This window comes from Moritella sp. 28, assembly GCF_018219435.1.
Classification (GTDB): Bacteria; Pseudomonadota; Gammaproteobacteria; order Enterobacterales; family Moritellaceae; genus Moritella.
This window is the reverse complement of sequence record NZ_CP056121.1, coordinates 3305064-3320777: the sequence shown is the minus strand read 5'-3', so window position 1 is coordinate 3320777 and position 15714 is coordinate 3305064. Positions and strand designations below refer to the sequence as shown.

Here is a 15714-nt window from a genome sequence, read left to right as displayed (position 1 = left end):
TCGGTTGATAACTGCGCTAGGATTATAACGGTTATACAGTTCTTGAAGAGTGACAAACCGTACAGGTAGGCAGTTTTGGTAGTTTCATTTGTTGAAATGAAAGTGTGAGACCATCGACAATTAAGATTCTCCCGGTCATTGGCTGACCAAAATTAGCAATAACTTTAATTGCTTCCAGGGCCTGCATCGCACCAATAATACCCACCATCGGCGCCATAATACCGGATTCCACACAGCTTAATGTTCCGTTACCGAATAATTGGCTTAGGCATTGGTAGCAAGGCTCATCATCGGCATAAGTAAAGACACTGATTTGACCTTCCATACGGATCGCTGCTCCCGATACTAATGGCGTGCGTAAAGCGAAACATGCACGGTTTATCTGCTCTCGTGTATCGACGTTATCAGTACAATCAAGCACGATATCATGTTGTTTGATTAAGTCTGTTAACTCATCTTCAGATAGTCTTTTAGTGATAGCCTGAACTTTACAGTGTGGATTTATTTGTTCAAGCTCATATTTAGCTGAAAGTGATTTAAATTCACCAATACGACTATCACGGTGTAGCAATTGACGTTGTAAATTCGATAATTCAATATGGTCAAAATCGACTAATGTCATCTTACCCATACCAGCAGACGCTAAATATTGGCTACTGGCACAGCCAAGACCGCCAGCACCAATAATTAATACATTGGCTTGTTTTAAGGCTTCTTGTCCGTCAAAGTCAAAGTGACGTAGAACAATTTGACGGTTATAGCGTAATTCCTCTTCCGAAGATAAGATATCTTTGGAAGGTAAGTCGCCATTAGTAGAGGGGGTTTTCATCAATTTAAGATCTCGTTAAATGGTTCGATAGTCACTGTTTCACCGATTTCCACATTACCGCGGTCCTGTTCTAAGATAGCATAACAATTAGAGTGGCTCATGCTACTAAATACGCCTGAACCTTGACTACCTGTTGATATAACTTCAAGTTGTCCGTCTGCATTAACATTATAAATGGCGCGTTGGAAGTCCATACGACCAGGTGCCTTTTTCAGTTTTGTTGCAGCAATTGCATTGAAACGTGGTGTTGGAGTGTAAACTTGGTTGGTCATTTTAGCTAATGCAGGTACAACAAGTTGATGAAAAGTTACTGTTGCTGATACTGGGTTACCTGGCAAACCAAAGAATTTACTGTTTGGTAGCGTACCGAACGCAAAAGGCTTTCCTGGTTTAATCGCTAATTTCCAAAAGCCAATCTCACCCAGTTCTTCAAGTAATATTTTTGTGTAGTCAGCTTCACCAACTGATACCCCTCCTGATGTGATCACGGCGTCTGCTGCCGCATCGGCTTTAATGAAAGTTTCACGAAGTAGGACTTCATTATCAGGAACAATACCAAAATCAATGATTTCTAAATTTAGACGTGAGAGCATTGCTGTGATGCTGTACCTATTACTGTCGTAAATCTCACCGTTAGCTAAAGGTTGGCCCAAGCTTTTAAGTTCATCCCCTGTTGAGAAAATTGCCACTTTTAAACGACGATAAACTGTGACAGCATCAATCCCAATGCTTGCTAACATCGGAATGTCACGTGGCGTGAGACGGCGACCTGTGGTTAACACTGCTTGGCCGACTGCAATATCTTCTGCTGCATTACGAATATTGTCATGCATTGGCGGTAAAGCTTCAAAAGTCACCAAATCACCATCGACTTGTGTTCGTTCTTGCATGATGACAGCTTCACAACCTGCCGGCACTGGTGCGCCTGTCATGATGCGAATACAAGTACCAAGTGGCCATACATCATTGAATGGTTGACCTGCAAATGCTTTACCTGCAAGTGGCAGTGTCATTGACTGCGTTAGATCTGAGATTCGGATAGCATAACCATCCATTGCCGAATTATCAAAAGGTGGGACATTAATTGGAGAGACGATGTCTTCAGCGAGAATATAATCGAGCGCATCAGCTAAGTTTAATGTGAGTGTTTCTTTCACTACATCGATATCGGCTAACATCTCTTGCATCGCTAAATCTAGCGGCTTTAGCCCTTGTACATCACAACATCCCATTGCATACCCTTGTTGGTTATTTTTTAAATATATAGGTAATTATGACAAACTCAGCAGGTTGACGATAGGATCTATAACAATAAAAAGCTTAATTAACGTTAATTCAGTTAATTTGTTTATCTTCTTAATTGTTAGATGTTATTATGCGCCATTATTTTAAAGTCGATCCGTTTGTGGAGTAATTAATGACCTGCCTAAGTAAAGAAGCTTTATTAGTCCGTTCAGTCTTGGAAGAGCGAGGGTTAGAAACACCTATGATCGGAACTGGGCTAACGAGCGCAGAAAAGAAAGAACGCATTGAATCGCATTTTACCGAGATTCTAACATTATTAGAGCTGGATCTAAGTGATGATAGTTTGGCTGAAACGCCACATCGTATTGCAAAAATGTACGTAAATGAAATTTTCTCAGGCCTAGATTATGCGTCATTCCCTAAAATCACTTTAATTGATAATAAAATGCAAGTGGATGAAATGGTTAAGGTGAGTGATATTACATTAACGAGTACGTGTGAGCACCATTTTGTGACTATCGATGGTAAGGCGACGATTGCTTATATCCCTCGTAGTAAAGTGATTGGTTTATCAAAGATTAACCGTATTGTGCAGTTTTTCTCACGCCGTCCACAAGTGCAAGAGCGCTTAACTCAACAAATCTTAGTTGCGCTGCAAACCTTGCTTGATTCGCAAGATGTTGCTGTTAGCATTACTGCTACGCACTATTGTGTGAAGGCTCGCGGTGTGATGGATGCAACGAGTGAAACGACAACTACATCACTGGGTGGTATCTTTAAATCACGTCCAGCAACAAGAGCTGAGTTCTTGCACTGCCGATAGAAATTGATTATTAACAGTTTAGTACGTTAACCCGAACTACAATTCTCGAGTGCTTCCACTCTGTGGTTTGGGTTTATTCATCATTTTTACCACATAATCTAACGACCATATTGCCACATTTCGTCATTATTCATCTTTTTTCATCACTTTAATGAAATTTAATCGCCACACTTACTTGGTTTAATAGCCTCATTGATGATTAATGAGTTACTTTAAATGACCCCGATATTAAAATTAAACGTACGATGGGAATTACACGACGCTCAGCAACAATTCGCGCCGTTGTTATTATTGTGCTGCTTTTTTGTTTGCTTAACGGCGACAATGAGTTTGATCATAAGTAATTCAAATAGCACTTATGCTAAGGATATGGCGTTATTGTCTATTTACGATGATAATTCGACATTGGGGATGGTGAATGTCGATGGTCTGTATGCCGACGTAATTAGCATGGACCGTCAAGCGACTGTCGATGTAGCGCTGGTGAAAGAGCAAATTAAATTTGAAGAAAAGTTAGCAGATTTAGAGTTTGTGTTACAGCAGTATCAAATGATGGAGTTACAAGCCTTTAAGTTTGTGATTGATATGCCGAAGCGTGAGCAAGTCACGACGGTTATGCTAACGCATTTAAAAAACATGCTGGCGAAGTTTACGGCGTTAAATCCGGATATTAGTGCGAATTGGCAGATAGATCCAAATGATGCGCTTAAATTAATTGTGCAATTGCACACAGAGCGACAGCGACATTGGGGTGGGGTAGGGTTTATTATTTAACGAGGGCAAGCGACCTTGCCCTCGTTAACTGTTTTGTATAAAAACAAGGCATAACAACGAATACGTTACAACTATTTGCGATTAATCGTTGTGGTGATTAACTCGCCATTTTTTCAACTGGTTTAGCAACAATGTTACGTTTTTCTTTGTTGATTTCAGCAATGTTAACGTAAATCACGTCACCTAGGCTGTATTCCACTTGATCTTTAATGCTGATTTGACCTGTTTCAACTAAGCATTTAACTTCTTTCTTATTATCATGTAATAAGCTAGCAGGGATAAATGCAACCGCACCATTTTCAAGCAAACGTACACGTAAACCACCACGGTTAACATCCATAATACTTGCTTCGAATGCTTGTTTGCTTTCTACTGCAGGCGTTAGGTAGTCAACGTATAACCACGAGGAGATATCACGTTCAGCCATTCTGTGTTGACGACGACGCTCTGACATTAAGATAACTTCATCTTCAGTCGCTGATGGCGCAGAACCATTGGTCAATGTTGCTTTGATTAGACGATGGTTAATAATGTCACCATATTTACGAATAGGTGATGTCCACGTTGCATAACCGTCTAAGCCCATCGCGAAGTGGCGTTCTGCACTTGCACTAATTATGCTATAGCTTTGCATTCGACGTAAACGACTGTCTAAAGCTGGATTGGCTTTTTCAGCGAGTGTACGTTGTAATTCAACATAACCTGGTAGTGATTGGATGTGCTCTTTAGTACATTCAATACCATGCTCAGTTAATAACTCGACAACCAGATCAATTTTCTCTGGATCGAAGCCAGCGTGGGTATTAAATACACCAACATCACCATTTTGACGGAATAAACGTGCAGCTGTAATGTTCGCAGCAACCATTGTTTCTTCGATCATTTGATTGGCAATACGGCGATGCTCTACATGAATAGCCAGTACATTACCAGTTTCATCTAGCTCAAAGCTATAATCAGGTTGGTCTGGGAATACGATTGCATTCTTCTTGCGCCACTGCTGACGATGACGTGCAAAAGTAGCCAGTGATTGTAGCTGTTCTGCTAGTTGTGCTTCAGGCTGCCAATCAGTTGATACTTCTTCAATCCAATCTGATACTTGTGTGTAAGACAGTTTATGCTGTGATGTGATCCATGCTGTGAAGAATTCAAATTCTTCAGCTAATGCGCCGTCTTCTTGGATAGTATAAGTACAGCATAATGTCGGGCGTTTTTCGCCAGCAACGAGTGAACAAACACTATCACTGAGTTCACGTGGCATCATTGGGATATTACGGCCTGGTAAATACACAGTGAATGCGCGTTCTGCTGCGATTTTGTTTAATTCTGAATCGGCAGGGATATATGACGTTGGATCGGCGATCGCCACTGTTACTTTTAAATTACCTTCAGCTGTTTTTTCAACAAGCAGGGCATCATCCATATCTTGTGTTGATGCTGAATCGATAGTGAAAAAGGCTTTATCGGTTAGGTCTACACGTGTTGTGTCATCTTTGAATTCAACCGAATCAGGCATTACAGGTACATCTTTAGCTAAGTCTTGACGTGCTAATGTTACCCACCATGGTGCATTTGGATCGGTTGCAGTCGCGACGAAGCCTGTTACTTCTGCAGAAAAATTACCGTCTTTTAATGCATGAGATTTAAGTTGTGCAACAACCCAGTCACCTTCATTCACTTTCTGGCCACCCAAGCCGACTAATTTCGCTTTGATTGGCATGTTGATAACAGGACTATCTGCAAGAATGGTGAGTTTATTTTTAGTAATACTGATACGCGCAATAAAACGCGTTAGCTTAGCTTCAACTAAGGTATCTGGTTCTGCCGATGTTTTATCACCGTTAGTTTCGATATACGCTTTAATTCTATCGCCATGCATGATTTTTTTCATGTGAGGCGGGGCAATGAAATAGCTTTCGCCATCATCCGCTTCAAGGAAACCAAAACCACGTTCAGTGCCTTTAACTGTACCTTCTACACTCGGCGTGTTTTGGCGCATATTTTGTTTTAATTGAGATAGTAGTGGATTGTCGCGAAACATGTAAAGCCTTCCTATAATGAATTGCGCATACTATACGACAGAGAAAGGCGAAACTCCACCCCTTATGAGGGTTGTTTTTTGTAAAAACAAACGAGGTTAAATAGTTAGCTTTATCTAAAAAAACCGCCTGTCACTTTACTAAGTTATTGTAACTATTAAATACTTTATTTAAAAATAAAATCTACAGTAGTTTTTCAATGTCTTTAACCATGCCTTTTGGTGACAAGGTTGGTGGAAAGCGATCGACAACATCGCCTTCACGGTTTATTAAGAATTTAGTGAAATTCCATTTAATACCTTTACTGCCTAATATGCCCTTTGCTTCTGTTTTAAGCCAATTATAAAGCGGGTCTGCATTATCTCCGTTAACATCGATTTTACTGAACATATCGAACGTCACGCCAAAGTTCAGCTGGCAAAATGAGTTGATGTCCGCATCTGAACCTTGCTCTTGTTGTTTAAATTGGTTGCAAGGGAAGCCTAAAATAGCGAATCCTTTGCTGCCATATTTCTGGTGTAACTCTTCTAATTCGGCATATTGATTAGTAAATCCACATTTACTTGCTGTATTTACAATCAACACTGCTTGGCCTTTATAATCACTGAGTTTTTTTTGTTCACCTGTGATTGTAGTTACTTCGAAATCATAAAGCTTAGTCATTTTAAGTACCTTAATAATAGAATGAGCACGAGTGCTAATGTGTATCAATTAATTTAAGTTGTGCGCAACATATTGGTGGTTAGTGTACTAATGTGCAAGGACTTTCTTATATTTAATATTATTTTGTAGTGTATTTTATAGTTGTTGCGTTAGAGGTCACAGATAAAAATTATAAACTGCCCTTGAAAACACTGATAACAAACCCATCTATCTATTAACGAATAAATTCAGATAGTTTTAATCTGAATCACCCATTAGAACAAAGGAACAAGTAATGACTGATACAGTTAATACTGAGACTCACGGCTTTCAAGCTGAAGTTAAGCAGCTACTTAAATTAATGATCCATTCTTTATATTCAAATAAAGAAATATTTTTACGTGAACTCGTCTCTAATGCGGCAGATGCAGCCGATAAACTTCGTTTTAAAGCATTATCAGACAACAGTTTATATGAAAATGACGGTGAATTACGTGTGCGTGTATCGTTTGATAAAACAGCGCGTACAATAACGATTTCTGATAACGGTATCGGCATGTCACGTGAAGATGTTATCTCACACCTAGGCACGATAGCACGTTCTGGCACGTCAGAATTCTTTAACAACTTATCGGGTGATCAAGCGAAAGATTCGCAATTAATCGGTCAGTTTGGTGTTGGTTTCTATTCTGGTTTCATCGTAGCAGATATGATGACAGTAAATACACGTGCAGCGGGCGCAGCAGCGGACCAAGCGGTACAGTGGGAATCTGAAGGTGAAGGCGACTATCGTCTTGCTGAGATCACTAAAGAAAGCCGTGGTACTGAAATTATCTTGCACTTACGTGAAGGCGAAGATGATTTATTAGATGCATGGAAACTGCGTCAAATCGTAAACAAATACTCTGACCACATCAGCATCCCTGTTGAAATGTGGAAAGAAGAACAACCTGAATCAGAAGGTCCTGACGGTGAAAAAACACCTGCAGTACCTGGTGAATGGGAATCGGTAACACGTGCAAGCGCATTGTGGACATTATCGAAAAATGAACTGAAAGACGAAGAATATCAAGAGTTCTATAAGCACATCGCACACGATTTTGAAGATCCACTAACATGGAGCCATAACCGTGTAGAAGGTAAGCAAGAATACACCAGCCTACTTTACATTCCTGCGCGCGCACCGTTTGACATGTGGAACCGTGAAAAAGAACATGGTCTAAAACTGTATGTTCAACGTGTATTCATTATGGATGACGCAGAGCAGTTCATGCCAACTTACCTGCGTTTCGTGAAGGGTGTATTAGATTCGAATGATCTACCACTAAACGTATCTCGCGAAATCTTACAAGATAATAAAGTAACAACATCATTACGTACTGCTTGTACTAAGCGTGTACTTACGATGCTTGAGCGCATGGCTAAGAATGATGATGAGAAATACCTCAAATTCTGGAATGAATTCGGTCAAGCACTGAAAGAAGGTCCAGCTGAAGATATGGCGAATAAAGAAAAAATTGCTTCTTTATTACGTTTCTCTTCAACATCTGTTGGTGGTCCTGCACAAGAAGTTGGTTTCGGTAAATACATCGAAAACATGCCAGAAGACCAAGATAAGATTTATTACATCACAGCTGATAACTACACTACAGCTGTAAACAGTGCTTACCTTGAAATCTTCAAGAAGAAAGGCATTGAAGTATTACTATTAACAGACCGTATCGATGAGTGGTTGCTATCACACTTAACAGATTTCGACGGTAAGCAATTAGTATCAGTAACTAAGGGCGATCTTGACCTTGGTGCACTCGATGATGAAGACGCTAAAAAAGCGAAAGAAGAGGCAACTGAAGAGTTTGCAAGTTTCCTTGAGCGTGCTAAATCAACATTAGGTGAAAAAGTAGCCGACGTTCGTTTAACTCATCGTCTAACTGAAACACCGTCTTGCGTGGTAACAAACGAAGATGGTATGAGCAGCCAGATGATTAAGTTGATGGAATCTGCAGGTCAAGCTGTACCACCACAAAAGTACATTTTTGAGCTAAATCCTGAGCACGAAATGATTAAACGTGTTGCTGATGAAGCAGATGAAACCGTATTTGCTGACTGGGTTCAACTATTGTTAGAGCAAGCTCAGCTTACCGAACGTGGTAGTTTAGACGATCCTGCTGCATTTATTGCACGTATGAACCGTTTAATTGGTTAATTTCGGACTTAACTTTGTGGGTATTATTTTTATCGCATTACTCACAAAGTTGTATACAAAAAAGTAACAAAACCGAGCTGGACTTGAACACATCGGATTTCCCGTGTAGTCTAGCCGTTCTGAAATTTAAGCAATTTAAACAAGCTAAGTCAATTTAAGGGCAATTTATGCGTATTATTTTATTAGGTGCACCAGGTGCAGGTAAGGGAACTCAAGCACAGTTCATCATGGAAAATTATGGTGTTCCGCAAATCTCTACTGGTGATATGCTACGAGCTGCTATTAAAGAAGGTTCTGAGTTAGGTCAAAAAGTTAAAGCTGTTATGGATGGTGGCCAACTAGTATCTGACGAACTAATCATCGAATTAGTTAAAGAGCGCGTGAAGAAAGAAGATTGTGCAAAAGGTTTCCTACTAGACGGTTTCCCACGTACTATCCCACAAGCTGACGCTATGAAAGAAAACGGTATTGACGTTGATTTCGTACTTGAATTTGACGTGCCTGATGAAGAAATCGTTAAACGTATGAGTGGCCGTCGTGTTCACGCTCCTTCTGGTCGTGTTTACCATACAGTTTACAATCCGCCAAAAGTGGAAGGTAAAGATAACGAAACTGGTGAAGAATTAACAATCCGTGTGGATGATGTTGAAGAAACTGTTCGTAAACGTTTAGGTATCTACCACGATCAAACTGCACCACTTATTGCATACTATGGCAAAGAAGCGGAAGCTGGTAACAGCAAATACGTTACATTTGACGGCACACAAGCTGTTGAAGCTGTAAGCAAGCAATTAGCTGAATTACTTGGTCAATAGATAGGGCATAACCCCTTTCGATTAATCTGTATACGGTTACTAAACCCTGAGCATGCTCAGGGTTTTTTTATAGCTAAATCTCAGTGAGTTGTTGGATCCAATGCGTTTAATCACATAGAATAGCTTTATTCGTTAAACGACATAGTGATTATGGGTAATATGACTAAGCAAAGTGTGTTATTGGTTAACCTTGGTACGCCAGAATCGGCAACACCAGCGGGCGTTAAAGCATTTTTAAAACCATTTCTTTCTGATCCTCGTGTTGTTAGTATTCCGCGATTATTTTGGTTACCACTATTAAACGGTGTCATTTTACCTTTGCGCAGTAAACGTGTTGCTAAAGCCTACCAATCAATTTGGTTTGATGATGGTTCACCTTTATTACACTACAGTCTATTACAACAAAAAGCCTTGGCTGCCTTATTCGAAGACGCGGGTCAAAATGTCAATGTTGAACTGGCAATGACCTATGGTGAACGCAGCATTAAAAATGCCATTGCTAAGCTACAACAAATGGGGTCAGAGCATATTGTTGTGTTACCGTTATTCCCACAGTATTCCTCAACAACAACTGCGCCGGTATTTGACCAAGTGGCTCATTATCTGCAAACAAGTATCGATGTGCCAAGTGTAAGCTTAGTAAAGCATTACCATAATAACGCTGCCTTTATTGATGCACTCGCACTGAGTATTGAACGACATTGGGCAGAAAAGGGCAGAGCAGAGAAACTGTTATTGTCTTACCATGGTATCCCTAAGTTCCTTGTTGAAAAAGGCGATATTTATGCTGATCATTGTGTTGAAACGACCGCGTTGCTTTGTGCGCGCTTAGGGTTAGCTGAAGATGAGGTTGTGCATTGTTATCAATCTCGTTTTGGTAAAGCAGAATGGTTACAGCCGTATACCAATGAAACCTTAATTAAATTGGCTGAAAGTGGTACTCAGTCGTTAGATGTGATTGCGCCTGCGTTTGCTGTCGATTGTTTAGAAACGTTAGAAGAAATGGCGATAGAGAATAAAGAAGTGTTTGTGGGTGCTGGCGGTGAGGATTACCGTTTTATTGCGTGTTTAAACGACGACGAAGCGCATGTCCGTGCATTACATGCCGTAGCCTGCGATTATTTACGTTAGTTTTATAACGTTACTTAGCTCGGACTAAGCCGTGTTTAGCATTCGCGTGTTGGACGCTAACCACCTCGGCCTGTTGCATAAAGGAATTTTATTATGTTCAAATTAAGACTATTCTTTATAACCGCTGTGTTTTTAATTGGTTGTACACCTGAGCATCCATCACCTACATCCAATATTTTTGAAAATAATATTCCAAAAATGGGAGTTCTATTAGAAGTATCTGAGGATGGGCAACTGATTAATATTCCCCAAGTTGAATCGTCGTTAAACGATAATCAAAAGAAAATTTTTAATTTGTCAATGCAGTGGATTGCGACTGAATCGGAAATTAAATTTATTGAGCTTAAAGGCAAATCGGCATACTTAATAATTCAGATTGCAAATTGCCTCAAGATCAATGAGAACAAAGGCGTTGATTGCATAAAATCAACGTGAGTAATATAAAGTGAAGGTTCGTTAAGCACTAGGCTTATTTATTACTCCAAAGTACACATAAAATATTACCGAACCACATCACTTATAAACGCTTCATCAATATTTTTGAACGACGTTGTAGATTATACAATTCTTGTTTTTCTAGTGGTAACTGGTCTAATTCAACAGGATCAAAACCACGCTCTCTAAACCAATGAATACTGTGTGTGGTGAGGACGAACAGATTATCCATTCCTTGCAGGTTCGCTTGTCTTTCGATTTCTTTGACTAATAAGTCACCGCGGCTTAAACGTCGATATTCTGGATGAGTAGCGACACTCGCCATTTCAGCAATATTACCAGAGAAGCAATACAGTGACGCACAGCCAATGATCGTGCCGTCGCGCTCAACCACAGTGAAGTGCTCGATATCCTTTAATAGCTGATCTCTTGTTCGTTGCACTAGCATGCCTTGATCAACTAACGGTTGTGTGAGCAACATGATACCCGCCACATCTTCAATTTTGGCTGGGCGAGTTTGCTCGGCACTTTGACGGACAATCTGGGTGCCGACACCATCACGTGAAAACAGCTCTTGCAATAGCGAACCATCGGTTTTGTAACTCACCAAATGACAACGAGGGACCCCTGCTAATGACGCATTGATTGCGGCACGTAAATAAGATGCGGTACCGCTATTAATGCCACCTTGAGCATCAATTTCGGCCAGACGTTCTTGGGCTTGCTCTGGGAACATTTCAGAAATGAGGTTACCGCTATAATCCAGCACACCTTGAGCAGAACAAAAACTGATCAGTTTGTGTGCATTTAGTTTAATAGCAATTTTGGTTGCAACTTCCTCGGCACTTAGATTGAAGCTTTCACCGGTAACGGAATAGCCGAGCGGGGGAATGACTGTGATGGCATTTTGTGCAAGTTGATATTCTAATGCATCGGTATCGACACGCCGAACACGGCCGGTATGACAAAAATCAATGCCTTCATCAACACCCATAGGTTGCGCAGTAATAAAATTACCACTGACAATATTAATTTTTACGCCATGCATCTGGGTGTTGACCAGTCCCATTGAGAATGCTGCGGTGATCTCATATTGGAGTTGGCCAATGACTTGCTTGATTAGCGGGAAAGCTTGTTCATCTGTGACTCGCTGTCGCTTGTGAAATACACTTTCACAATTGTGTTGCGCCAATATTGTGTTGATTTGTGGGCGAGCACCAAACACCAGAACGATACGAATGCCAAGAATATTTAATAAGGCGATATCATTGACGATATTAATAAAATTAGCGTGTGCAATCGCTTCACCGCCCAGTGTGAGTACGATGGTTTTATCACGATGGGCATTGACGTACGGGGCTGATTGGCGAAACCACCGTACTAACTGGTTATCTTGTTGACTCAATTCCATCTCCTTGGATTATAATGCTTATTCTAAACGTTAATATTCCTTAATTCGAAGATGAAAGCAAGTCACTAACGTTTGATTATTCAGTCTTCCAAAGAATATGGATAAAATTATCGTTAGTTTTTTTCTTAACTAGTACGCGTCCGAATACATCACTTAACAGGTCGTTGTCGTCAACAAGCCCAATATGTAATTCGCAGTACTCATTATCATTGATACCCATTGCTACGTTTACTGGCCAATCATCACCTAGGCTGACGATATCAACCGCACCTCGATCTTCGAATTGCATGGCAAATAAGATTTGATCAGCAGGGGATAACTCTGTTTGTGCACTGTCTAGGAATGTGTCATAGGCAAAGTCAATTAATTCATCTTCAGTTTTTAATCGCATGGGGTTTCCAAATTTAACTTATTTGTGGTGGATTTTACCTTAATCTCGATAAGATAAGAATATTTCTTATAATAGCCACTGAATTTTTATGTGATTTGTAATTGCTTCCGAGTGAAATAGACGTTACATTGAATGTGGACAATATAACATTAGAGTATGAATGCCCACGGGCCGAATAAAGGAATATTAGTAGTATGCATTATCAAACAGACGACGTTAGAATCCGTGAAGTAAAAGAATTATTACCGCCAATTGCAGTGTTGGAAAAATACCCTGCTTCTGATGATGTGACTAAAACAGTATTTGAATCACGCAATAGCATTAGCCAAATTCTTAAGCAAGAAGATGATCGCCTTTTAGTGATCGTTGGTCCTTGTTCTATTCATGATACAGTGGCTGCATTAGAATATGCAGAGCGACTAGTAGCATTGCGTGAGAAGTATAAAGATACGCTTGAAATTGTGATGCGTGTTTATTTTGAAAAACCACGTACAACTGTTGGTTGGAAAGGCTTAATCAATGACCCGTATCTAGATGATAGCTTCCAATTAAATGATGGTGTACGTATCGCACGTAAACTATTGCTTGATGTGAATGCAATGGGTTTACCTACTGCGGGTGAATTCTTAGATATGATCACGCCGCAATATGTAGGTGATTTAATGAGTTGGGGCGCAATTGGTGCACGTACTACAGAGTCTCAAGTGCATCGTGAACTGGCTTCTGGTATGTCTTGCCCTGTTGGTTTTAAAAATGGCACCGACGGTACAATTAAAGTTGCTATCGATGCGATTGGTAGTGCAAACGCACCGCACCATTTTTTATCTGTCACTAAATTCGGTCACTCTGCGATTATCTCAACAGCAGGTAATCCTGATTGTCATCTTATTCTACGTGGAGGCAATAAATCGACAAACTATTCTGCTGACGATGTAGCCACAATTACAACTCAGTTAGAAGCGGCTAAGCAAGACGTTAATATCATGATTGATTTTAGCCATGCTAACAGTGAAAAGAAATTCCAAAAACAAATGGATGTTTCAACTGATGTTTCTGGTCAAATTAGTGCTGGTAACAAAGGTATCTTTGGTGTGATGGTTGAGAGTCATTTAGTTGAAGGTCGTCAAGATCTTGTTAACGGTAAAGTTGAAACTTACGGTCAAAGTATCACTGATGCTTGTATCGGTTGGGCTGACACTGAAACTATGATGGCACAGCTATCTGAAGCTGTTGCGACACGCCGTACAGTTTAATAAGCAAGCGGTTAGCTGACTTGCATTACAACGCTGTTTAGGTATATAGTCCTAGCATATTATAAAGCACAAACTTTGGTTTGTGCTTTTGTCATTAAAGAGCGGACCAAAATGAAACGAATTATATTTTCTCTTGATGAAGTTTTGCCTATTGAAGCTGAAGCGTTAGCAGCAAAGACTTTTACCCCTACTTATGATGATCTTTGGGACCCTACGAAATTTAAAGGCTCTAAAGTTGTTGATGAGCACGGTAACAATGAAGTTGAAGCATTAAGTAAAGGTCTTAACTTCTGGCCAGATGTTAATCAACTGAACCCTAAAAAACTAAAAGCACAATTAACCTTGATGGCTGAGCACGGCGTTTTCATTATGAACAATGTTTCAAGTGATATCTCGCCAATCGAGCGAGGTACATTAGCGTACGCACTAGGTTGTCACCCAGATAACGATGCTGATTTTCAATTCAATCAAGATGAAGTTTTTGATGGTGAAATGGGCTCAATCACAATTCCATTAGAATGGGTGAGTCGTTCTGTAAAAGCCGGTAAGGAACAGTTCATTATTGAACTTGGTGATGATGACGATGTGCGTTTAATCATCAAATAAAGCGTTAAGTAAGATGAATACTTAGCGTTAATCAATAATAAAAAGCGCCTCTCGTTACTGTAACGAGAGGCGCTTTTTTTTAAATTACTATTTAGCAAAGGCCATTATTAATAAACGCTTAATTATAGATTAACGACGTTTTTTCTTTGGCTTACGTTTTTTAATCTTCACGCCTTCAAGGGCTAAACGTTCAATCACAGCCTGTTTTTCTGCTTCAGCCATTGCTGGCGTTTCTAAACTGATACGACAGATCTTGGCAGTACGTAACTCATTAATTAATATCGCTGCGGCTTTATTTAAATCAACAAAACCACCTGGACCTAAACAACCACGGCCACGACCAATGTCTTCTAATAATTCTATATCTGTTTTGTCTAGGTTATCTAGCTTGTAACGTGCACGCATTGCGTCTGGATAGGTTTGACATAAGTATTCTGCTGCATACATACCAATGTCATCATATTCAATCGCAGTATCTTTAATTGCGCCTGTTGATGCTAAACGGTAGCCAGAAAGTGGGTTTTGTACTTTCGGCCATAACATCCCTGGCGTATCAGACAGTACAATACCGTTGTCTAACTTGATACGCTGCTGCTGTTTCGTCACTGCAGGCTCATTACCCGTCTTAGCAATAATACGATTAGCGAGGATATTAATTGTTGTTGATTTACCCACGTTTGGAATGCCCATAATCATCGCTTTAATGACTTTATGCGCACCTTCTTTATTAGGCACTAGCGCGCGAGCGAGTTGTGGGATCTTTTTGATCTCAGCAGGCTCTTGTGTCGTAAAGGCATACGCTTTTACACCTTCTTCTAATTCTAGGTATTCTAACCATTGTGCAGTAACGATAGGATCTGCAAGGTCGCTTTTATTGAGAATCTTAATGCAAGGGGTATCACCACGTAACTCGGAGATCATTGGATTCTCGCTGCTATAAGGGATCCGTGCATCGAGTACTTCGATAATGAGGTCCATTTGCGGCATAACTTCCGCGATCTCTTTACGGGCTTTGTGCATATGCCCTGGGTACCACTGAATCGTTTGTTTACTCATTTGAAATATAAGCCTTTTATTTTATCTTTGTGTCAGATGGGTTCGTTGTGAGGTACCC

At 40.2% G+C, this 15714-nt stretch carries 15 protein-coding genes; 8 read left to right on the top strand and 7 right to left on the bottom strand.

Annotated elements, in window-relative coordinates:
- Positions 1-31 precede the first annotated feature (31 nt).
- Together moeB and moeA are read right to left on the bottom strand one after the other, a co-directional pair.
- On the bottom strand, positions 32-829 hold the full coding sequence (gene moeB, locus HWV02_RS14615) for a molybdopterin-synthase adenylyltransferase MoeB (protein ID WP_211690593.1): 798 nt from the start codon (positions 827-829) through the stop codon (positions 32-34).
- Positions 829-2061: a molybdopterin molybdotransferase MoeA gene (moeA, locus tag HWV02_RS14610; RefSeq protein WP_211688403.1), complete on the bottom strand. Its 1233-nt coding sequence runs from the start codon at positions 2059-2061 to the stop codon at positions 829-831. Before moeA ends, moeB begins: the two co-directional genes overlap by 1 nt.
- A 185-nt stretch (positions 2062-2246) precedes the next feature.
- On the opposite strand from moeA, the gene folE reads away from it, so the two are divergent.
- Both folE and HWV02_RS14600 read left to right on the top strand, forming a co-directional pair.
- On the top strand, positions 2247-2897 hold the full coding sequence (gene folE / locus HWV02_RS14605; RefSeq protein ID WP_211672151.1) for a GTP cyclohydrolase I FolE: 651 nt from the start codon (positions 2247-2249) through the stop codon (positions 2895-2897).
- 216 nt (positions 2898-3113) lie between these two features.
- Entirely contained in the window at positions 3114-3671 is a 558-nt protein-coding gene (locus HWV02_RS14600; RefSeq protein WP_211676502.1) for a GTP cyclohydrolase, read from the top strand.
- Between the two features lie 97 nt (positions 3672-3768).
- Here the strand turns inward: HWV02_RS14600 and HWV02_RS14595 are convergent, their stop codons facing one another.
- Positions 3769-5712: an exoribonuclease II gene (locus tag HWV02_RS14595; RefSeq protein WP_211688401.1), complete on the bottom strand. Its 1944-nt coding sequence runs from the start codon at positions 5710-5712 to the stop codon at positions 3769-3771.
- 181 nt (positions 5713-5893) lie between these two features.
- A complete protein-coding gene (locus tag HWV02_RS14590; RefSeq protein WP_211676500.1) occupies positions 5894-6373 on the bottom strand; it encodes a glutathione peroxidase in 480 nt (159 codons plus the stop codon).
- Positions 6374-6647: 274 nt separating this feature from the next.
- Between HWV02_RS14590 and htpG the strand changes: the two genes are divergently transcribed.
- From htpG to HWV02_RS14570, 4 genes are all read left to right on the top strand, one after another.
- On the top strand, positions 6648-8558 hold the full coding sequence (gene htpG / locus HWV02_RS14585) for a molecular chaperone HtpG (protein ID WP_211676499.1): 1911 nt from the start codon (positions 6648-6650) through the stop codon (positions 8556-8558).
- Between the two features lie 167 nt (positions 8559-8725).
- Entirely contained in the window at positions 8726-9373 is a 648-nt protein-coding gene (gene adk / locus HWV02_RS14580) for an adenylate kinase (protein WP_211676498.1), read from the top strand.
- A 150-nt stretch (positions 9374-9523) separates the two neighbouring features.
- The gene (gene hemH, locus HWV02_RS14575; RefSeq protein ID WP_211688400.1) at positions 9524-10504 is read left to right on the top strand and encodes a ferrochelatase; all 981 of its coding nucleotides are present in this window, start codon (positions 9524-9526) and stop codon (positions 10502-10504) included.
- 93 nt (positions 10505-10597) lie between these two features.
- Positions 10598-10939 carry a hypothetical protein gene (locus HWV02_RS14570; protein ID WP_211676495.1) on the top strand — a complete coding sequence of 114 codons (342 nt, stop codon included), beginning with the start codon at positions 10598-10600 and terminating at the stop codon, positions 10937-10939.
- A gap of 82 nt (positions 10940-11021) precedes the next feature.
- Here the strand turns inward: HWV02_RS14570 and argA are convergent, their stop codons facing one another.
- Together argA and HWV02_RS14560 are read right to left on the bottom strand one after the other, a co-directional pair.
- Complete coding sequence (argA, locus tag HWV02_RS14565) at positions 11022-12350, bottom strand: amino-acid N-acetyltransferase (RefSeq protein ID WP_211688398.1); 1329 nt, start codon at positions 12348-12350, stop codon at positions 11022-11024.
- A 76-nt stretch (positions 12351-12426) separates the two neighbouring features.
- Positions 12427-12741: an HI1450 family dsDNA-mimic protein gene (locus tag HWV02_RS14560; protein WP_211676493.1), complete on the bottom strand. Its 315-nt coding sequence runs from the start codon at positions 12739-12741 to the stop codon at positions 12427-12429.
- 194 nt (positions 12742-12935) lie between these two features.
- Between HWV02_RS14560 and aroG the strand changes: the two genes are divergently transcribed.
- Together aroG and HWV02_RS14550 are read left to right on the top strand one after the other, a co-directional pair.
- Positions 12936-13994: a 3-deoxy-7-phosphoheptulonate synthase AroG gene (aroG, locus tag HWV02_RS14555; RefSeq protein WP_211672142.1), complete on the top strand. Its 1059-nt coding sequence runs from the start codon at positions 12936-12938 to the stop codon at positions 13992-13994.
- Between the two features lie 111 nt (positions 13995-14105).
- Positions 14106-14600: a DUF3085 domain-containing protein gene (locus tag HWV02_RS14550; RefSeq protein ID WP_211676492.1), complete on the top strand. Its 495-nt coding sequence runs from the start codon at positions 14106-14108 to the stop codon at positions 14598-14600.
- A gap of 129 nt (positions 14601-14729) precedes the next feature.
- Here HWV02_RS14550 and ylqF read toward each other — a convergent pair whose 3' ends face one another.
- Complete coding sequence (ylqF, locus tag HWV02_RS14545; protein WP_211676491.1) at positions 14730-15656, bottom strand: ribosome biogenesis GTPase YlqF; 927 nt, start codon at positions 15654-15656, stop codon at positions 14730-14732.
- Positions 15657-15714 lie beyond the last annotated feature (58 nt).